This is a genomic window from Schaalia cardiffensis, assembly GCF_016405145.1.
Taxonomy (GTDB): Bacteria; Actinomycetota; Actinomycetes; order Actinomycetales; family Actinomycetaceae; genus Pauljensenia; species Pauljensenia cardiffensis.
Window position 1 is genome coordinate 59,910 of sequence record NZ_JAEKIA010000001.1, and the last position, 18,479, is coordinate 78,388.

The 18,479-nt window shown below is 60.6% G+C and carries 18 protein-coding genes; 1 reads left to right on the forward strand and 17 read right to left on the reverse strand.

What is annotated here, in order from left to right:
- Positions 1 to 115: 115 nt before the first annotated feature.
- From JFX23_RS00225 to mltG, 8 genes are all read right to left on the reverse strand, one after another.
- Positions 116 to 331, reverse strand: coding sequence for a hypothetical protein (locus JFX23_RS00225; protein ID WP_005963835.1), 216 nt, complete (start codon positions 329 to 331; stop codon positions 116 to 118).
- Positions 332 to 934: 603 nt separating this feature from the next.
- Positions 935 to 2,383: a pyruvate kinase gene (pyk, locus tag JFX23_RS00230; RefSeq protein WP_040314277.1), complete on the reverse strand. Its 1,449-nt coding sequence runs from the start codon at positions 2,381 to 2,383 to the stop codon at positions 935 to 937.
- Between the two features lie 115 nt (positions 2,384 to 2,498).
- Positions 2,499 to 3,509: a prolipoprotein diacylglyceryl transferase gene (gene lgt, locus JFX23_RS00235; RefSeq protein ID WP_198774898.1), complete on the reverse strand. Its 1,011-nt coding sequence runs from the start codon at positions 3,507 to 3,509 to the stop codon at positions 2,499 to 2,501.
- Between the two features lie 104 nt (positions 3,510 to 3,613).
- The gene (gene trpC / locus JFX23_RS00240) at positions 3,614 to 4,459 is read right to left on the reverse strand and encodes an indole-3-glycerol phosphate synthase TrpC (protein ID WP_198774899.1); all 846 of its coding nucleotides are present in this window, start codon (positions 4,457 to 4,459) and stop codon (positions 3,614 to 3,616) included.
- 147 nt (positions 4,460 to 4,606) lie between these two features.
- Positions 4,607 to 4,972 (reverse strand): phosphoribosyl-AMP cyclohydrolase, encoded by a 366-nt coding sequence (hisI, locus tag JFX23_RS00245; RefSeq protein ID WP_198774900.1) that lies wholly within the window; start codon positions 4,970 to 4,972, stop codon positions 4,607 to 4,609.
- A 28-nt stretch (positions 4,973 to 5,000) separates the two neighbouring features.
- Positions 5,001 to 5,717, reverse strand: coding sequence for a prepilin peptidase (locus JFX23_RS00250; RefSeq protein ID WP_198774901.1), 717 nt, complete (start codon positions 5,715 to 5,717; stop codon positions 5,001 to 5,003).
- On the reverse strand, positions 5,708 to 6,541 hold the full coding sequence (locus JFX23_RS00255) for a shikimate dehydrogenase (RefSeq protein WP_198774902.1): 834 nt from the start codon (positions 6,539 to 6,541) through the stop codon (positions 5,708 to 5,710). Before JFX23_RS00255 ends, JFX23_RS00250 begins: the two co-directional genes overlap by 10 nt.
- A gap of 3 nt (positions 6,542 to 6,544) precedes the next feature.
- On the reverse strand, positions 6,545 to 7,933 hold the full coding sequence (mltG, locus tag JFX23_RS00260) for an endolytic transglycosylase MltG (protein WP_233050411.1): 1,389 nt from the start codon (positions 7,931 to 7,933) through the stop codon (positions 6,545 to 6,547).
- A gap of 17 nt (positions 7,934 to 7,950) precedes the next feature.
- Here mltG and JFX23_RS00265 point away from each other — a divergent pair, with 17 nt between their 5' ends.
- A complete protein-coding gene (locus tag JFX23_RS00265; RefSeq protein ID WP_198774903.1) occupies positions 7,951 to 8,325 on the forward strand; it encodes a hypothetical protein in 375 nt (124 codons plus the stop codon).
- Between the two features lie 24 nt (positions 8,326 to 8,349).
- Here the strand turns inward: JFX23_RS00265 and ruvX are convergent, their stop codons facing one another.
- The 9 genes from ruvX to aspS all read right to left on the reverse strand — a co-directional run bounded on the left by ruvX (position 8,350) and on the right by aspS (position 18,444).
- Positions 8,350 to 8,832: a Holliday junction resolvase RuvX gene (ruvX, locus tag JFX23_RS00270; RefSeq protein ID WP_198774904.1), complete on the reverse strand. Its 483-nt coding sequence runs from the start codon at positions 8,830 to 8,832 to the stop codon at positions 8,350 to 8,352.
- Positions 8,829 to 11,528 carry an alanine--tRNA ligase gene (gene alaS / locus JFX23_RS00275; RefSeq protein ID WP_198774905.1) on the reverse strand — a complete coding sequence of 900 codons (2,700 nt, stop codon included), beginning with the start codon at positions 11,526 to 11,528 and terminating at the stop codon, positions 8,829 to 8,831. The genes ruvX and alaS overlap by 4 nt, the downstream gene beginning before the upstream one ends.
- Positions 11,529 to 11,635: 107 nt before the next feature.
- Positions 11,636 to 12,259, reverse strand: a complete 624-nt coding sequence (rpsD, locus tag JFX23_RS00280; RefSeq protein WP_005963866.1) for a 30S ribosomal protein S4 — start codon at positions 12,257 to 12,259, stop codon at positions 11,636 to 11,638.
- A 123-nt stretch (positions 12,260 to 12,382) separates the two neighbouring features.
- The gene (locus JFX23_RS00285) at positions 12,383 to 13,726 is read right to left on the reverse strand and encodes a replication-associated recombination protein A (protein WP_198774906.1); all 1,344 of its coding nucleotides are present in this window, start codon (positions 13,724 to 13,726) and stop codon (positions 12,383 to 12,385) included.
- Positions 13,727 to 13,864, reverse strand: coding sequence for a hypothetical protein (locus JFX23_RS00290; RefSeq protein ID WP_198774907.1), 138 nt, complete (start codon positions 13,862 to 13,864; stop codon positions 13,727 to 13,729).
- 83 nt (positions 13,865 to 13,947) lie between these two features.
- Complete coding sequence (locus tag JFX23_RS00295) at positions 13,948 to 14,565, reverse strand: L-threonylcarbamoyladenylate synthase (protein ID WP_005963875.1); 618 nt, start codon at positions 14,563 to 14,565, stop codon at positions 13,948 to 13,950.
- A 19-nt stretch (positions 14,566 to 14,584) separates the two neighbouring features.
- Positions 14,585 to 16,078, reverse strand: coding sequence for a hypothetical protein (locus JFX23_RS00300; protein WP_198774908.1), 1,494 nt, complete (start codon positions 16,076 to 16,078; stop codon positions 14,585 to 14,587).
- A 55-nt stretch (positions 16,079 to 16,133) separates the two neighbouring features.
- Positions 16,134 to 16,499, reverse strand: coding sequence for a PadR family transcriptional regulator (locus tag JFX23_RS00305; protein WP_198774909.1), 366 nt, complete (start codon positions 16,497 to 16,499; stop codon positions 16,134 to 16,136).
- 145 nt (positions 16,500 to 16,644) lie between these two features.
- A complete protein-coding gene (gene aspS / locus JFX23_RS00310) occupies positions 16,645 to 18,444 on the reverse strand; it encodes an aspartate--tRNA ligase (RefSeq protein ID WP_198774910.1) in 1,800 nt (599 codons plus the stop codon).
- Positions 18,445 to 18,479: the final 35 nt, after the last annotated feature.

Genomic DNA, 18,479 nt, shown 5'->3' on the forward strand with positions numbered 1-18,479 from the left:
GCACGGCAGTGAAACCTGTCGCACGGCACTTACACCTGTCGCGCGGCACTGAAAGCGCTTTCTTTCAGATACGACGAAGCGCCGGGGACGACTCCCCGGCGCTTTATCGTGCGCCTCATGCGACCGGAATGAGCTCCAGTCCGAGGAACTTGGCCGCCTCGAGACGAGTCTCGGGCATTTCAAGCTCCGTGATCGCCTGAGCGATCTCGGCATCGACAAGATCGTCGAACCACGGCTTGACTGCCGACGCGAGGCTTTCAACATCCAGGTTCAGGGCCTGGCGGTCGAAGACCGTCGAATGGACCGACACGGTCCGAGTGTTCGTATTCATTTCTCTTCTCCATCATTCATCAGCTCACCCTCGGGTATGCGCAGGTGTTGCGCAGGCAACCACGAGAGCCAGAGCTTCTCTTGTACCTCCAGACGGGAATGCCGCCATTGGCATTCGCCTTGGGATTTGAAAGAGTCTAGCAAGATTTGAAGAATCCGCTAGCGAAAGTGAATCATATGGGGAAGAAGTCACAGAAACAAGGTGTGCCGCAGCGGGGAAAAGCTGGCAATACGAATGAATCCTCCCCATCGGGGTGAGAAGAAGTATGGCGTTCGGAAAGCACTGTGGACAAGAGACTGCTGAGCAAGGCACAACTACCAAGTGAGGCAAGGGAAGCTAGCAGGAGCGGTACAGCGTTAGTGAGATCCATCTCCTCAGGGTGAAAACCCAACCCCTCAGAGCGTGAGAAGCGAAGCCCTTAGGGCGAGAGAGCCGCAACCCGAAAATGAGAGAGCCACAACCCCAGGACGAAACAAGCAAAGACTCCAGGCCGAAGAAGCGAACCACCCGCGGCAAGAGGAGCCAACGGGTAAAGGAGCCAGTGAAAAAAATGCGCCGGAACCTCCAATAAGGTCCCGGCGCATCCCAAAGGGTTGAGGAGGATCAGCTGTTCACAGCTCCACCGATGGTGTAGTCGACCTCATCGCCCACCTCGTGAACCCGCAGGAGGTTCGAGGAGCCTTCAGTCCCCGGCGGCATACCAGCGATGATCACCAGTTCATCGCCGATCTCAGCCAGATTCGAGGACTGGACGACCTGGTCGACCTGCCACACCATGTCATCGGTGTGACGAACCTCAGGAACTCGATAAGTCTGGATACCCCAGGTCAGGGCGAGGCGGCGCCTCGTCGATTCAAGGGGAGTGAAGGCGAGCATCGGGATCGGACGACGCAGACGCGACATCTTGCGAGCCGAGGTACCCGACTGGGTGAAGGTCACGAGGTAGCGCGAATCAAGATGTTCGGCGATCGACGCAGCAGCTTCACAAATGACGGCCGCACGGTCATTGTCGTAGTAGCCCGAAAGACCAGCAATCATTTCGCCGCCGTTCTCCTCGGTCGACTCAATGATGCGCGCCATCGTGCGCACCGCCTCGATCGGGAACGCACCGACAGAAGTCTCACCGGAAAGCATGACAGCGTCGGCACCATCGAGAATGGCGTTCGCACAGTCAGAGGCTTCAGCGCGCGTCGGACGCGGATTCTTAATCATTGAATCCATCACCTGGGTCGCGACAATGACCGGCTTCGCTGCTCGACGGGCAAGTTCAATCGCGCGCTTTTGAACCAGGGGGACCGATTCGAGGGGCATTTCCACGCCGAGGTCGCCGCGGGCAACCATGATGCCGTCAAAAGCATCCACGATTTCAGGAAGGGCTTCCACGGCCTGCGGCTTCTCGATCTTCGCAATGACCGGGATGCGGCGACCGACCTCGTCCATGATGGCGTGAACATCATTGATGTCTTTCGCGGAACGGACGAAGGAGAGCGCGATGAAGTCCGCGTCCTGCTTCAGACCCCAGCGCAGATCCTCCTTGTCCTTCTCCGAAAGGGCGGGCACGGAGACCGCGACACCGGGAAGGTTGAGGCCCTTATGGTCGGACACGACACCGGGGACCTCGACTCGGGTCACGACATCGGTTTCGGTGACCTCGACGACACGGACCGCGACATTGCCATCATCAATGAGGAGGCGATCACCTGGAGCGCAGTCGCCCGGCAGGCCCTTGAAGGTCGTGCCGACGAGTTCCTTCGTTCCGGGAACCGTGCGAGTCGTGATGGTGAAGGTGTCCCCCACCTCAAGAGCCTGCGGCCCCTCCTCGAAAGTTTCGAGGCGGATCTTCGGTCCTTGAAGGTCGACGAGGACGGCTACCGCCCGACCGGAGGTGGCAGCAGCTTTACGGACTTTCTGGATGACTGCTTCATGCTCTTCAGGCTTGCCGTGAGAACGGTTAATGCGGGCGACGTCCATGCCGGCGTCGACGAGCGCTTGAACCTGTTCTGAAGAATCTGTGACGGGCCCGATGGTGCAGACAATTTTAGCTCGGCGCATGGAACCCATCCTAGCCGTTGCCAGCATTCTTGAGGAGCCCTGACTCGCCCGCTTCACAGTGATCGCACCCATGAGAATCCCCCAGGGACGAGAGGGCTGTCACTTCTTCCTTCTCTTATCGCCTGGTCTCCGCATCTGCTTGCGAATCGCTGCTCGTATCCGATTCCAAGTCGACGCTCGTATCCGATTCCAAAACACTGCCCCCTGCCGCCTCGACGCCCGCCCCTGAGACAGCGTCCTCATCTGCTTCCGGGTCGGCGCCCGCGTCCCCATCAGGGGCCTTCACGGGTTCGTCCGCCACATAGCGTTCATCGCCCACAAGGCAGGTCGAACGGTTAAGGCGCGCTGCAACAACGAAGATGACGAGCGCGAGGACGAGCATCGCAATGGATGTCCACGCGTTCAAGCGGATCCCGAGGAAAGAGCGGGCCTCGTCCAGGCGCATCGTCTCCATCCAGATTCTCCCGATCGGATAGGCGATGAGATACAGGCTGAACACCTGCCCGGATTTGAAGCGGAAACGACGATCCGCCCAAGCGATGAGCGCCGCCATCGTGAGGTTCCACATCGACTCGTACAAGAAAGTCGGATGGAACAAGGTCCCAGAGGCGTACCCGGCTGGCAAGTGCCGATCATCAATCTCAAGCCCCCAGGGGAGCGTCGTCGCCGAGCCGAAAAGCTCCTGGTTGAAGTAGTTGCCCCAGCGTCCAATGCCTTGAGCCATGATGAGAGCAGGCGCAACAGAGTCCGCGATTGGCCCTAAGCGCTGTCCCTTGCGTTTAACCGCAATGAAGACGCCCAGCGCCCCGAAAGTGACGCCACCCCATATCGCGAGACCTCCCTCCCAGATCCTCAGGATCGCCCAAGGATCGCTTCCAGGGGAGAAATAGCCGTGAGGGGTTGTCACCACGTGGTAGAGGCGTGCACCAATGATGCCCAGGGGTATCGCCCACAGGGCGATGTCGTACATGAGTTCAGGGTCTCCCCCGCGTCTGGCATAGCGCTTCCCAGTCCACCACAACGCCAGAATCATTCCGGTGACGATGATGATCCCATAGGCGCGAAGAGGGATCGGCCCGAGATACCAGACCCCCTGAGGCGGTGAGGGCAGTGATGCGACGAACATGCAGTTCCTTCCAGCACGAGACAGCGGTCGCCCCAAAGTCCCGGGCATTGCGCACGGTACTCCTCAGCTTTTTGGCCGCGTCAAAGTGTTCTTCGGCCGCACCCCTAGTGGTCTTCGAGGGCGCGGCGGACCCTGGCCTTCCGGTCTTTCAACAAAGCCGGATGCGATCCGGCACTTACCATATCCTTCACATCCGCCAAAGGGTCGGCTGAGGTGACGAGGGCCTCTCCGACGAGGACGGCGTCGGCACCCCACTTCGCGTATTGGAAGACATCTCTGGGGCCACGCACCCCTGATTCAGCGACCGCTACGACCTCAGGGGGAATAACGTCGAGGACCTGCTCAACTTTGTCGCGGTCAACCTCGAAAGTATGCAAATCTCTTGCGTTCACACCAATGATCTTCGCTCCTGCTTCCAGGGCGCGCAGAGCCTCCAGACGGGAGTGGACCTCAACGAGGGCGTGCATTCCGAGGGAGTGAACCCGGTCGAGGAAGCACACGAGCGCAGGGTCTTCTAAGACACTTGCGAGGAGGAGGACAAGGTCGGCTCCGTGCGCCCTGGATTCGTGGATCTGATAGGGTGTCATGATGATGTCCTTGCGCATGATCGGCAAGTCAACGGCTTTCCTCACCGCGTCGAGGTCTTCGAGGCAGCCTCCGAAATGATGGGATTCAGTGAAGACGGAGACCGCTGAGGCGCCCCCGACCTCGTAAAGGGAGGCGAGTGCTCCCGCGTCGGGAATCGGCGAGAGACGATCCTTGGGGGGCATGTTTCGTTTGATCTCAGCGATGATGGAGACCGCGCCAACGCGTCCTTTGAGCTTGGCGAGTGCATCGAGTGCGTCAGGGGCGCGAAGTGCCCGCTCTTTGATCTCATCCATCGGCACGAGTGCCTCACGCCGATGCAGATCCGCGAGGACGTCCTTGATGACCTCGTTCAAGAAGCTCATGGATCGCTCCTCCTCCTTGACGACAGGTGAGGCGATAGTATCCCGGTAAGTGCGAGACGCTGAAATCTGTTCAGGATACGAAGCGGAATCACCGAGGCGGAACAGTTCGTGGATGCTTCGAGCATCGTTCACGAAAAACGGCGATTTTTAGCCATTCTTTGCACTTCCGACAACGGCTCCCAAATCCCCTCCTTCGAGGAAGCACGTGCGTTTACCCGTATGACATGCGGCACCGACCTGGTCGACTTCGATGAGCAGAGCGTCCCCATCGCAGTCCAAAGACACGGACTTCACGTACTGGACGTGTCCGGAGGTGTCGCCCTTGCGCCAATACTCCCTGCGCGAGCGCGACCAAAATGTGACCCTGCCGGAGTTGAGGGTCCGGTCGAGTGCTTCTTCGTCCATCCAGCCGAGCATGAGCACCTCACGAGTGTCGTACTGCTGGATCACTGCAGCGACAAGCCCGTTCGGGTCTCTTTTCAAACGCTGGGCGATCTGCGGATCAAGAGCCACGTGCTCCTCCTTAACGCTCGACGGATTCTTATGACAGGAACTTCGACCAATCGGGGATGAACACCCAGATCACGTGCGAGACCGCTGCGCCGAAAATCAGCCAGGGCCCCAGGGGCATGCGGGCATGAGTTCCCGCAGAACCAACGATGATGCGCCAGGTCGCGGCAAATCCCGCGGCGAGGAAGGAAAAAATGAGACCGCCGACAGCTGCTTCGACGCTTACTGCTCCGAGCATTGCACCCAGGACGGGGGCGAGCTTCACATCCCCGAAACCGACTCCCCCTGGGAGTCGTGACAGCAGCCATAGGGGAATGAGCCAGGCGAAGAGTCCGGCGAAGACCTCGAAAAGGACTCTAAGTGGAGTGGCGGAGAGGGCGATCGTGCATCCGACTCCGAAGAGAACTCCAAGGGCCATTGCCGCCGTGTAGGCGTTCGGTAATCGATGCGTTCGGTAGTCCGTTATCGCTGAGAGCACCCCGATCATTGAAACTGCGACGATCGCTGGTGCTGAGGGGCGAAGGTGGGAGGCGATGATCGCGATGACCCCGATGATCGCGGACGTCCATACGATGCCGTTGCGACGATAAGGGGTGAGCGTCGCTTCAATGAGGTAGCGGCGTTGGACTCGCCAACCGGAACGCCACAGCCAGGCGACGACAATGCACCAGACCAGGAAAGCCGAGGCGAGGGAAAGATCGTCAAGAACGGGTTTGAGGATCGAGTCTTGGACGGGTTCTAGGAGCATTGCCGAACCGCGGCTTTCATTGAAGCAAGATCCGGGTCTCTTCCGGTCATGAGGCGCACCTGCTGGTGGGCTTGATGGACGAGCATGTCCAGGCCCCAGGCGATCACTCCCCCGCCACGGTTCCACGCTCTCACGAGGCCCGTTTCTCGTGGCATGTAGACGACGTCAAGGAGAGTTTGGCTCTCTCGGATCTTCACATGCTTGGCAAGCTCGTCTGCGACACCAACGGGCAGGGTCGAAATGACAATGTCTGAAGCTTCAATACTTTCTGCGACTGCATCCTCATCGGCCCACATGACCTGGTGGATCTCAACGCCCAGGCGCGAAGCTGTGGCGAGGATCGAGCCGGGGCCTGCGAAGCGCCTCGCCGCGACGGTTGAACTCGTGATCCCCAATTCTCCGAGAGCGGCGAGCGCTGAAGCTGCGGTCGCTCCCCCTCCAAGAATCGTCGCCCTGCGCGCTTCGTAAAGCCCTCGGCGTGAGTGGGCCTCACGGATCGCACTGACGATCCCATGCACATCGGTGTTGAAGCCCGTGAGGAGCCCCTGGGAGGGGATGAGAGTGTTGATCGAGCCGACTGCCGCTGCCATGGGGTCGACAATGTCCAAGAGCGGGATGATCGCCTGTTTGCAGGGCATCGTGACCGAGAGGCCGAGGCAATCGGTGTCAATCGAGTTCACAAGCTGGGGTAGGGCTTCGACGCTCGTCTCATAACGTTCGTAGCGCCAGCCCTCCCCCAGGCCCAGTGATCGCCATGCTGCGCGGTGCAACTGGGGTGACAAGGAATGCTTGATCGGCGATCCGATGACCGCAGCCCAGGGCACAGCTCAGCACTTCCCGGGGTTTGCGGTGCAGTATTCCCTGAAACGCGCAGTGTTGGCCTCTTGTTCGGCAAGGGTTTGCGCGAAGAGGGTTTCTCCCGTTTCCAGGTTGACTGTCACGTAGTAGAGCCACGGACCGTCAGCCGGTTTGAGGACCGCTTTGATAGCCGCTTCAGAGGGTTGAGCGATCGGAGTCGGCGGCAGTCCCTTGTGAAGGTAGGTGTTGTACGGGTTGTCGTCGGCCATGTCATCAGCTGAGGGAACTCCACCGGTCTTGCCCACTCCGTACAGGACTGAGGAATCCATTTGCAGATATCCCATGGTCTCCGCGTCTGGATTGTTCAGACGGTTCTCGATCACTCGGGCAACCTTGGGCAGATACTCGTCGATGTTGACCTCGCGCTCCAGGATTGACGCTTTGTTGAGGATGAGCTCTCGTTGGTCTTTCGGAACTCCCAAAGCGTCAAGCTCTCCGATTGTCTGTTTGATCATTTGAGACAGGAGGGTCGTGGGAGTGTCTGATGAGGACACCTCGTAGGAGCCCGGAGCCAACCAGCCTTCAACATTGCCTCCGGCTTCCTCGGGCAGACCGATTGCCGTGGTGTCCTTCAAAGCGGCGTTGACCTCGTCGGCTGTGAAGGATGTGACTGAGGTGATGCGCTCGACGATCTGCCAGGTCGTTTGCCCCGGCGTGACCGTGACCGTGTTCTCCGAACGGTTCTTCTCATCAAGGAGTGCAGCGATCGCGTCTGATGCGCTCATCTCTTTCTTCAGACGGTAGGTGCCGGGCCGGATCGAGGGCGCAGCCTTATTCGCTGCGAAAGCCCGGTTGAAAGCCTCAGTGGATTTCACGACACCGGCTTCGACGAGTGTTTCGCCGATGGAAGTTCCAGTTGCACCGATATCGATCGTGACTTCCACTTGTCCGGTACCGGGCCCGGGGTAGTCGTCGGTGTAGGCGGAACTTTGTTGGCCTGTGAGGTCGAGTTGTTTGAGGGCGAACCATCCGGCCCCGCCGAGAAGGACGAGGACGAGGAGGATGATGAAAAAGGAGCGGATGCGCCGATTGCGGCGCCGTTTGCGAGCTCGGCGCCGTTCATATTCGAAGCGGCGCGAACGCATTCCCGTGGTTTCAGCGGGAAGAGAAGAGGTCTTCTTCGCTCGAGCGGACGTCGATTCGCTGGGCCGGGGGGTTGCTGTGCTACGTGAAGGCGCGGCCTGAGAACGGGAGGAAGCTGCTTCACGGCGCGAGGATGCGAACTCTCGACGCGAAGGGGGTGCCTCACGACGAGAAGCGGGAGCCTTGGGCTGCGAAGAAGATGAAGAGACCCGATCACGGGGTGAAGAGGTGCTCGATGCCCTAGACGCGGCTGCTTGCGAACGCGAAGGCGGCATCTCACGACGCGAAGCTGGTGCCGTACGAGCTGAAGCGGCGCTCCCAGCCTGAGGCGCGGTCGCCTGGGAAGAAGAAGGGACATCGGCGCGAGAAGATGCTCCCTCTCGGCGTGAAGGGAGTGTCCCACGGCGTGAAGGAGGCGGGGTCCTGCGTGAAGGGGGCGTCTCAGCGCGCGACGCTCCCCTCTGATACCGAGAGCTCGCCGTCTGAGAACGCGAATGCCATGTCGGCGCAGCGGAGGAAGGCCCCTGAGAGCGAGAATCCCGTGCCTTCCGAGAAGAATCCTGTGCCTCGGGGCGGGAAGAGGTGGCCTCCGGGCGAGAAGAGTCCGTCTCAGGAGTTCGACGAGAAGTGGGGGCCTGCCCGTGGTGAATTTCTCGACGAGACTTGAACGGAGGACGTGGGGTCGGAGTCGTCACTGAGCGCTGCTCCCTTCCAAAGTGATCTCTTTACCCGGTGCGCGCCCGGACATGCGCTCTTCTTCGAGGGCCTGTTCGAGGATAATCTGTGCTGCCACCTGGTCAATGATCGGTCGATGGTCCTTCTCGGAAATACCTGAGGCTCGCAGCCGAGCATGCGCCTGATTCGAGGTCAGGCGCTCGTCGACAAGAGCAACACGGATCTCCGGTCTGAGAGTCTTGATCCTTAGAGCGTACCTGCGTGCCGCTTTCGCTGAGACCCCTTCGCCGCCTTTCAAGTGCCGTGGCAAACCAACGATCACTTCGATTGCGCAATACTCGTCGACAATCTCACCAATGCGATCAATGTCGGAGCGGTCCTCTTGGCGAATGAGTGTCTCAACGGGCATCGTGAGGATGCCGTCCGGATCGCAGCGAGCAACCCCGACCCGGACGGTTCCAACATCAACGCCAATGCGTACGCCCTTGCGCTCGATCACGAGTCAGCGACCTCGCGGCGAATCGCTTCCAAGGCCTCTGCGATCGCGTCCAGGCGAGTGCCACCGCCCTGGGCGATGTCATCACGGCCCCCGCCGCCACCGCCAAGGTAGGAACCGACGGCTCTCACAATCTTGCCGGCCTTGATCTTCGCGTCGCGAGCACGCTGATTCGCGGCGACAACGATCGAGGGCTTGCCGGAAACCCTGGCAATGAGGGCGACCACTGCGGGAGCCTCTCCCATCCGGTCGCGCACCTCCACAGCGAGGCCGCGAAGCGCATCGGCGGAGGGAAGCTCACCAGCGTCCTTCGCGACCAGAGCAATGCCATTCAATGACTCATGAGCTTGAGCCAAAGTGGCCGCCTGGGCGAGGGCCTGCTGAGTGCGGATCTTGTCGAGTTCCTTCTCCGACTCCTTCACACGCGCAAGCAGAGCCTCAATTCGAGCGGGCAGCTCTTCAGAACGCCCCCCGAGAAGAGCGGAGATCTGAGCGACCAGGGCATGCTCCTTCGCTTGGAAGGAATAGGCGCCCTCACCGACGAGTGCGTCAATTCGACGGACACCCGAACCGATTGAGGCCTCACCGAGGAGCGCGATCCGCCCGATGCACCCCGTCGAAGCGACGTGAGTGCCACCGCACAGCTCCTTATCGAAGCCATCACCGATGGTCACGACACGGACCTCGGCGCCGTACTTCTCACCGAAGAGGGCGATTGCGCCACTCTTTCGGGCCTCGTCAATCGACATGATCTCGGTCGTGACGAGCAGATCTTCAGCAAGCTTCTCATTGACGAGAGCCTCAAGATCCGAAAGCTGCGACTGCTCAAGAGCTGAGGAGTGACGGAAGTCGAAACGCAGACGCGAGGGCGAGTTCTCAGAACCGGCCTGCTCCGTGTCCTGCGACAACACCCTGCGCAAACCCCCGTACACCATATGAGTCGCCGTGTGTGCGCGAGCGATCGCCAGGCGGCGTTCAGAGTCGATCTGCGCCCACGCCTTCTGGCCGAGCGCAGCGACGCCTTCGGTGAGGGTGCCACGGTGAACCGACAGGCCTTTCAAAGGCGCTTGGACATCGTGAACCTCAATGATGCCGCCATCTGCGAGGCGGATCGTCCCGTGGTCTGCGAGCTGGCCACCCATCTCCGCGTAGAAGGGGGTTTTGTCGAGGACGACCTCGACCTCGGCAGGAGCGCTCAGCGCGGGCACGGGCACACCATCAACGAGAAGCCCCGTAATCGTCGCCTCGAGTGCACTCTCCGTGTACCCGAGGAAGAGAGATCCGCCCTTCATTTCCCGTTCAATGTCTTGGAAGACACGAACATCCGTATGCCCGGTCTTCTTCGCTCGGGCGTCAGCGCGGGCGCGATCCTTCTGCTCTTGCATGAGAGTCTTGAAAGCGTCCTCATCGACTGCGACTCCCTGCTCTCCAGCCATTTCGAGGGTGAGGTCGATGGGGAAGCCATAGGTGTCGTGAAGGGCGAAAGCCGAAGCCCCATCGAGGATCTTCGTGCCCTTCTCCTTCGCCTGGGCGACTGCGGTATCGAGGATGGTCGTCCCGGCGCTGAGAGTACGGCGGAAAGCATCCTCCTCCGCGTAGGCGACATCCTGGATGGTGTCCCAGTTCGAGTTCAGCTCGGGATAGGACAAGGACATGACATTCTTCGATGCGGTGAGCAGGGTCGGCAGTGCCGCGTCCTCGACTCCGAGGAGGCGCATGGAACGCACGGCGCGGCGGATCAGCCTGCGCAACACATAGCCTCGTCCGTCGTTTCCGGGGCGCACTCCATCATTGATGAGCATCAGGGCGGAGCGAACATGGTCTGCGACGACGCGCATGCGCACATCATCCTCGTAAGCATTCCCAGCGCTGGGGCCCGCAGCGCCAAGGCCGTAGGTCTTGCCGGACATCTCCTGGGCTGCAGCGATGACGGGGAAGACCTCGTCGATCTCGTACATGTTCGGCTTGTCCTGCATGATGAAGGCGAGGCGTTCAAGGCCAGCGCCCGTATCGATCGCGGTCTTGTCGAGTTTGCCGACAAGTTCGAAGTTGTGGCCCTCTCCCTCGCCTCGGACGAACTCGTCGAAGACGAGGTTCCAGATCTCAAGGAAACGATCGCCGGCGACATCAACAATCGGCCCGCCTTCGGGACCGTAGTCGGGACCACGGTCGTAGTGGATCTCACAGCACGCACCGGCCGGTCCTGGCTGTCCAGTCGACCAGGAGATCTCTTCGAAGGGGAGGCGCTGAATGCGCTCGGGGTCGACGCCGATGGTCTTCGTCCAATGGTTGAAGGAGACCTCGTCCTTCTCCCAGATCGTCATCCACAAACGATCGCCATCCAGGCCGTAGCCGCCCTCGGCCTCGGGCTTCGTCAGGAGCTCCCAGGCGTAATCGATCGCCCCCTCCTTGAAGTAGTCCCCGAAGGAGAAGTTACCGTTCATCTGGAAGAAAGTGCCGTGACGTGTTGTCTTGCCGACATTGTCGATGTCATTGGTGCGGATGCACTTCTGGACGGATGCGGCCCTCGGCCAGGGGGCCGCCTCGGTTCCGAGGATGTAAGGGATGAAGGGCACCATTCCCGCGACGGTGAAAAGAATGGAGGGCTCGGGCGAAATGAGCGACACGGAAGGAGCCACGTGATGGTCCTTGGACGCGAAGTAGTCGAGCCATCGGGAACGGATCTCAGAGGTGCGCATGGGTCCTCATCGTAATGGGTTGGAGGTGGCCCGAGCACATCCGTCCCGGGCGGGAAGCAACAGCGAGACCCCGGGAACCAAGATTCCCGGGGTCTTTAAGAAGAAGATCAGCGCGAGTAGTGCTCGACGACCATCTGAACGTCACAGGTCACGGGGACCTCAGCGCGCTTCGGGCGGCGCACAAGGGTCGCCTTGAGGCGCTCGAGCTCGACATCAAGGTAGTCGGGGACGGCAGGGAGAACATCGCGGTGGATGCCCTGCGCGGCGATCTCGAAAGGCACGGTGGTCTGCGACTTGGGCTTGACCTGGATGGTCTGGCCGGGCTTGACGCGGAAGGAGGGGCGGTCGACGATCTTGCCGTCAACGAGGATGTGACGGTGAACGACGAACTGGCGGGCCTGCTGGATCGTGCGGGCGAAGCCTGCGCGAAGAACGAGGGCGTCAAGACGCATCTCGAGGAGCTCGACGAGGTTCTCACCGGTCAGACCGGCGGTGCGGCGGGCCTCTTCGAAGGCGCGGCGCAGCTGCGATTCGCGGATGCCGTACTGTGCGCGAAGACGCTGCTTCTCCTTGAGACGAACCGCGTAGTCGGATTCCTGGCGGCGACGCGAACGTCCGTGCTCGCCCGGGCCGTAGGGGCGCTTCTCGAAGTAGCGGACGGCCTTCGGGGTGAGGGCGAGGCCGAGGGCGCGCGACTCGCGCACCTGCTTGCGGGAACGGTTTTGAGCCATTTCCTCTTTCTTTCCTGTCTCGTGGGTCGTGGTCCGAGATTCTCTCGGGTCACGGGGTCGACTCCCGGAACAGGTGTTCCTTCGGCTAAGACCCCAGGGTTGCCTAATGGCAACTCGAACACCCTACCTCATGGTGAGGAGTTCTCTAAGCGCAGCAAGACGCTTCGTGATGAGGGCCTCATGCCCGATCTGCGTCGGCTCGTAGTAGCGAGTGCCCCTGAGGTCCTCGGGCAGATACTGCTGAGCTGCGACGTGATGCGGGGCGTCGTGAGCGTAGACGTAGTCTTGGCCGTGCCCGATCCTCTTCGCTCCCGAATAGTGGGAGTCGCGAAGATGCATCGGCACCGCTTCCCCCTTGCCGTGTCGAAGGTCCGCGATCGCCCGATCAATGGCGAGGTATGCGGCGTTGGATTTCGGTGCGGTCGCAACGGCGATCACCGCCTCGGACAAAATGATTCGAGCTTCGGGCATGCCGATCATAGCGACCGCTTGAGCTGCGGCAACTGTGGTTGCCAGGACTTCGGGAGCAGCCATTCCCACGTCCTCGGAGGCGCAGATCATGATGCGCCTGGCGATGAACCTCGGGTCCTCCCCCGCTTCGAGCATCCGCGCCAGGTAGTGCACGGCAGCATCGACATCCGAGCCGCGCATGGATTTGATGAAGGCGGAAACGACATCGTAGTGCTGGTCTTGATCCCATCTGACGAGGGCGGAGTCTGCTGCCGATTCGACGTGCGTCAGGCCGATTGTCTCGCATTGGTCCTGTGCGGCGGCTCCGGCGGCCGCTTCCAGGAGTGTTAAGGACTTGCGCGCATCCGAGCCCGCGACCCTGATGAGCGCGTCTTTGGCGTCCTTGTCGATGCGAAGGAGGCCTTTGAGTCCGCGTTCGTCAACGAGGGCGCGATCAATGAGTTGACTGATCGCCTCCTCCTCAAGGGGTTCGAGGGTGAGGAGCAAAGAGCGCGACAAGAGCGGGGAGATGACTGAGAAGGAGGGATTTTCGGTTGTCGCGGCGATGAGTGTGACCCACTGGTTCTCGACTGCGGGCAGCAGGGCGTCTTGCTGTGACTTGGAGAAACGGTGAACCTCGTCAATGAAGAGGATGGTGTCCTCACCCTTGGCGGCAGTGTTCCTCCGAGCGGCCGATACGACATCGCGGATGTCTTTCACCCCGGACGACACTGCGGAGAGTTCTTCGAATCTTCTCCCACTGGCGCGTGCGACGAGGTAGGCGAGGGTTGTTTTCCCCGTTCCCGGAGGGCCCCACAGGATCACAGAGGACACCTTCGGCGCCCCCGGTGCGGGAGCTTCGAGGAGTCGACGCAAAGGAGAACCCTTGGCGAGGAGGCGTTCTTGCCCGAGGACTTCGTCAACGCTCAAGGGACGCATCCGCACGGCAAGGGGAGCATCCGGATCGAATGCTGGAGCTCCGCTGGGCTCTGTGCTCAGTGATTCGAAGAGGTCCACTCACACCTTCTTCTCTTTGAGGGCCAGCCCCGGACACCCGCACGCGGCCCCCACAGGGAGCGCGACGGCATCAAGTGGAACACCGGGGAAAGTGAGGGCGGCGCGAAGCCCGACGAGGCATGGACCTCTGTCCTTCATGATCCTCCTTGGACGTGCCGCGTTCGAAGCTGAAGATGTCCCTCCAAGGCTAACAGCGGGCACTTTCAGGAGGACAGATCGGACTATTCGAAGAGTGAGGTGTCTCCGGCTCCGCGCCTGGCGATCACACCCGATCCTTCGGTGAAGTCAATGACCGTCGTCGCCTCGTCTCCGCCGACCGGACCGACGATCACCAGATCAACGAGCTTTCCGATCGCCTCATCGACCTCGTAGCCATTGATCAGGGGAAGCTCTTCACCCGGCAGGATCAGGGTCGAACACAAGAGGGGTTCGCCGAGAGCTTCAACGATCGCCTGAGTGATGACATGATCCGGGATGCGAACGCCGACCGTGTGCTTCTTCTTGTTCAAGGTCATCCTGGGCACTTCCTTCGTTCCGGGCAGAATGAAGGTGTAGGCGCCGGGAGTCAGTGCCTTGATCGTGCGGAACTGCGAGTTGTCGACGAGGACGAGTTCACCGAGCTGGGCGAAGGAGTGGCACAGCAGGGAGAAGTTGTGTTTCTCATCGAGTTTGCGGACTTGGCGGATGAGGTCCATTCCTGTTTTGTTCCCCAGCGCGCAAGCGATCGCATAGCCGGAGTCTGTAGGCAGGGCGATTACTCCCCCGCTGCGGATGATCTCGACGGCTTTCGAGACGAAACGGGCTTGGGGATTCACCGGATGCATTTCCACGTACGACATGCATCTATTGTGCCGCTTTTCACAGTGCCCTTGGGAGTGAATGAGAGGTGCTCTGCGTGTCCACTGGGATGCGTTTACGCACGGTCCAGACTCTGATGATCACCAGGAGGCTAAGGAGCGGATTGAAAAAGAAGGGCGTGCCCATGATGATGAAGAAGGAGATGAAGAACCAGGCGAACGCGACGAGGACGGCACTCAAGAGACGAATCGGCAGAGCCTTGGGAAGGAAACGGTCGACCATCCAGATGACCGCCGCAGTCGAAGCGGGAGCGAAGCACACGATGATCGCCCCGAAACCTTTCGGGTCCCCTGTGACCGGTTCAAGCGCGTCGTAAAGGTGGTGCACCAATGGGCTCGAGTTCATTGGTGGGACCGTCATGATCGTGACCATCACCCAGGAGGCCATGAGTAAGATGATCGGCCCCCAGATGTGCAGACGCGAATCTTCGCGTTGAGCAGACTCGCCTACACCCCACGCCGCGAGCATGGGGAATACGCCGATCCAGGCGCAGGCGGAGATCACGAGTGAAGCCACTTCCCCGCTGTGCTCCTCTGCTCCTGCATGTCCAGCGATGAGATGGATCAGACCGGGAAAGAAGCCGAATGCGCTGTCCATGAAGGCAAGGACGAGCGCGAGGGCGGCGAGCAGGGTGACTGCGATACGAGTGCTGAGCGCGAGCTTCACAGGGCGCATTCGCATGCTCGGCCGATCCGTTTCATCCGCCGCAACTCTGCGCCGCTTGTCCACCTCCATCATCACTGAGGCGAGGAAGAGTGGAACAGCGAAGACGAGCCAGGCGAGGGGAATCTCCACGAGGGCGGCACCCATGACTGCGAAGGACACGCCGATGAGCACAGCGAACACCCACCGCAAGAATGTGGAAGACACGCGAGCTTCGAGGAGTTGATCCACAAGCAGGGCGACAGCAATGGCGAGGGTGAGCATGCCCGCCCACCACAGGCCATTGCCGACTTTCTCCATCGTGTGATCGGGCAGGCCTTCGCCTTTTCGGGCGGCAAGGATCCACATCATTCGCGTCATCATGTGGACGAGCGAGGCAAGGGCCGCCACTGTGGTGGATGCCAATGCTCGCGGTGGAGTGAGAAGGGATCGTCCGGCGATGAAACAGACCGCTGCAGTCATGACGAGGATTGGAAGGAGCAGATTACCGACAAGAAGCTCAACGACTCTCAGAAGCGGCTCGTACGGCAAGTCCTCCGGGTTCAATGGAAGAGCGCCCAAGCTGTCGAACAGGGCTCGCGAGTACACGGCCTGGTAGAGCACAGCCAAGGGGATCGAGATTCCCGACAGGATGATTGCCATTTTCGAGCTCAGCCGCATCCCCCAAGCGTGAACGATTGCGGACGCCCACAGAGCAGCGTCAGGTCTGCTCAGACCTTTGGCACGAGCATCATCTGTGACGGTGGCGAGGAACACCTCACCATTGGCTTCGCGCCAAGGTTTGGGATAGAGGCGCAGGAGACGCTCAAAAGCTTCGTCTTCGACTGGCATGTCGATCCCCTCCTCATCAAGGCTTTCTCGGTGTGTGAACTCACCAGGCGTGTACTCAGGGGGTGACGCAGGGGATGCTCGGCCAAGCGCCTGCGCCCAGGCTCCTCCTGCTGATGAGTCGCGCTTTCGCGATCGAGGCTCGCATTTCTAAAGCATTGGCTTCATCATCGAGGGCGTCGGCTCCCTCGTCGCTGAGGCGGTAGTAGCGACGCGCTCGTCCGTCAACGATCTCTTCGCCGTCTTTGAGGATGAGTCCTTCGGCTTCGAGGCGGTCGAGGGCCGCGTACAAAGTGGTCGCTTTCAAGGCGACGGAGCCCCCGGAGAGTTTTGCGGCCTCTCGCATGATGTCGTAGCCGTGTCTGCGTCCTCGGGCGAGGACGGTGAGGATCCAGAAGGAGTTCTGCGTCATTGAAGCGCCCATAGCACATTATATGCACAGGAATAGTCCCACCGTTGGACTATTGCGGAAAGAGAGAAAGAAGTGGGACGGCACCTTTACCGTGCCGCCCCACAGCCCCTCAGCTCAGGTGCGAATCACACGAAGACGAGCAAAGGAAAAACACAATTCACTCTGCAGCCTCAGCCTCCTCGCCACGCTTCTTCGGTGCCGCGTCAACACCGGCCTCTTTACGCTGCAGCGGGGTGATCGGAGCCGGAGCCTCAGTGAGCGGGTCAAAGCCCCCGCCCGACTTCGGGAAGGCAATGACATCACGGATCGACTCCGACTTCGTCAACAAAGCGACGATCCGGTCCCAGCCGAATGCGATACCGCCGTGCGGAGGAGCACCGAACTTGAACGCATCAAGCAAGAAGCCGAACTGCGTCTGCGCCTCCTCAGCGTCAATCCCCATGACATTGAAGACGCGGTTTTGGATATCGCGGCGGTGAATACGGATCGATCCTCCGCCGATCTCATTGCCATTGCAGACAATGTCATAGGCGTAGGCGAGGGCGTTACCCGGATCCTCATCGAAATTGTCGAGCCATTCGGGCTTCGGCGAGGTGAAAGCATGATGGACCGCAGTCCAGGCGCTATGCCCGAGGGCGACATCGCCCTCGGCCTCGGCTTCACCAGTCGCTTTGAAGAGCGGAGCGTCAACGACCCAAGTGAAAGCCCAGGCATCAGGGTCGATGAGACCGCAGCGCTTGCCGATCTCCAGGCGGGCCGCACCAAGAAGCTCCCTCGAAGCAGTGGGCTTGCCGGCGCCGAAGAAGATGCAATCACCGGGTTTCGCACCGGTCGCGGCCGCCAGCCCCTCGCGTTCGGCCTCGGTGATGTTCTTCGCGACCGGACCGCCAAGAGTGCCGTCCTCGCCCACAGTGACATAGGCGAGACCCTTCGCCCCACGCGCCTTCGCCCATTCCTGCCACTTATCGAAGGTACGACGCCCCTGCGAGGCACCTCCCGGCATGACCACGGCACCCACATAAGGGGCCTTAAAGACGCGGAAACTCGTGTCCTTGAAGTACTCACTCAGGTCCGTCAATTCGAGCCCGAAGCGAAGATCCGGCTTATCCGAACCGTACTTCTCCATCGCATCCTTGTATGTCATGCGCGGCAGCGGAGTGGGCAGCTCATAGCCGATGAGCTTCCACACGTTCTTCAAAACATCCTCAGCAACCGCGATCACATCGTCCTGGTCGACGAAGCTCATCTCAATGTCAAGCTGCGTGAACTCGGGTTGACGGTCCGCACGGAAATCCTCATCGCGGTAGCAGCGCGCGATCTGGAAGTAGCGCTCCATCCCGGCGACCATGAGCATCTGCTTGAACAACTGCGGAGACTGGGGCAGCGCGTACCACGATCCGGGAGAAAGACGGGCCGGGACAATGAAGTCGCGCGCCCCCTCGGGAGTCGAACGAGTCAGGGTCGGGGTTTCGATCTCAACGAAATCGTGCTCGTAGAGAGTGTCGCGGGCAGCTCTCGACACTTTCGAGCGCAGTCGGAGGGCGTTTTGCTCCACCTCGCGACGAAGATCCAGATAGCGGTACTTCAGCCGAGTTTCTTCGCCGACATTGCCGGAGTCTTCAGCGTGCGAGGAAACCTGGAAAGGAAGCGGCGCGCAGGTGTTGAGGATCTCAATGTCATCTCCCATGACCTCGATCGCACCCGTCGACAGATTTGGGTTCTCGTTGCCTTCGGGGCGGGCACACACCTCGCCGGTCACCTTGAGGACGAACTCGGAGCGCAGCTCGTGAGCGACAGATTCATCGCGGACAACGACCTGTGCAATACCGGAGGCGTCACGAAGATCAATGAATGCAACCCCGCCATGATCACGTCGGCGGTCAACCCAGCCGGTGAGAGTGACGGTCTGTCCAATCAGATCGACCCCGAGAGTGCCGATGTTGTGAGTGCGGAGCACGTGTGTCTTCCTTTCATCATCGCCATCCGCGAGAC

What these genes read in the sequence shown, in the direction of transcription:
- JFX23_RS00225 (WP_005963835.1), bottom strand. Translation starts at nt 331, where the DNA reads ATGAATACGAACACTCGGACCGTGTCGGTCCATTCGACGGTCTTCGAC.
- pyk (WP_040314277.1), bottom strand. Translation starts at nt 2,383, where the DNA reads ATGCGCCGAGCTAAAATTGTCTGCACCATCGGGCCCGTCACAGATTCT.
- lgt (WP_198774898.1), bottom strand. Translation starts at nt 3,509, where the DNA reads ATGTTCGTCGCATCACTGCCCTCACCGCCTCAGGGGGTCTGGTATCTC.
- trpC (WP_198774899.1), bottom strand. Translation starts at nt 4,459, where the DNA reads ATGAGCTTCTTGAACGAGGTCATCAAGGACGTCCTCGCGGATCTGCAT.
- JFX23_RS00250 (WP_198774901.1), bottom strand. Translation starts at nt 5,717, where the DNA reads ATGCTCCTAGAACCCGTCCAAGACTCGATCCTCAAACCCGTTCTTGAC.
- mltG (WP_233050411.1), bottom strand. Translation starts at nt 7,933, where the DNA reads ATGCCGCCTTCGCGTTCGCAAGCAGCCGCGTCTAGGGCATCGAGCACC.
- alaS (WP_198774905.1), bottom strand. Translation starts at nt 11,528, where the DNA reads ATGCGCACCTCTGAGATCCGTTCCCGATGGCTCGACTACTTCGCGTCC.
- rpsD (WP_005963866.1), bottom strand. Translation starts at nt 12,259, where the DNA reads ATGGCTCAAAACCGTTCCCGCAAGCAGGTGCGCGAGTCGCGCGCCCTC.
- JFX23_RS00290 (WP_198774907.1), bottom strand. Translation starts at nt 13,864, where the DNA reads ATGAAGGACAGAGGTCCATGCCTCGTCGGGCTTCGCGCCGCCCTCACT.
- JFX23_RS00295 (WP_005963875.1), bottom strand. Translation starts at nt 14,565, where the DNA reads ATGTCGTACGTGGAAATGCATCCGGTGAATCCCCAAGCCCGTTTCGTC.
- JFX23_RS00300 (WP_198774908.1), bottom strand. Translation starts at nt 16,078, where the DNA reads ATGCCAGTCGAAGACGAAGCTTTTGAGCGTCTCCTGCGCCTCTATCCC.
- JFX23_RS00305 (WP_198774909.1), bottom strand. Translation starts at nt 16,499, where the DNA reads ATGGGCGCTTCAATGACGCAGAACTCCTTCTGGATCCTCACCGTCCTC.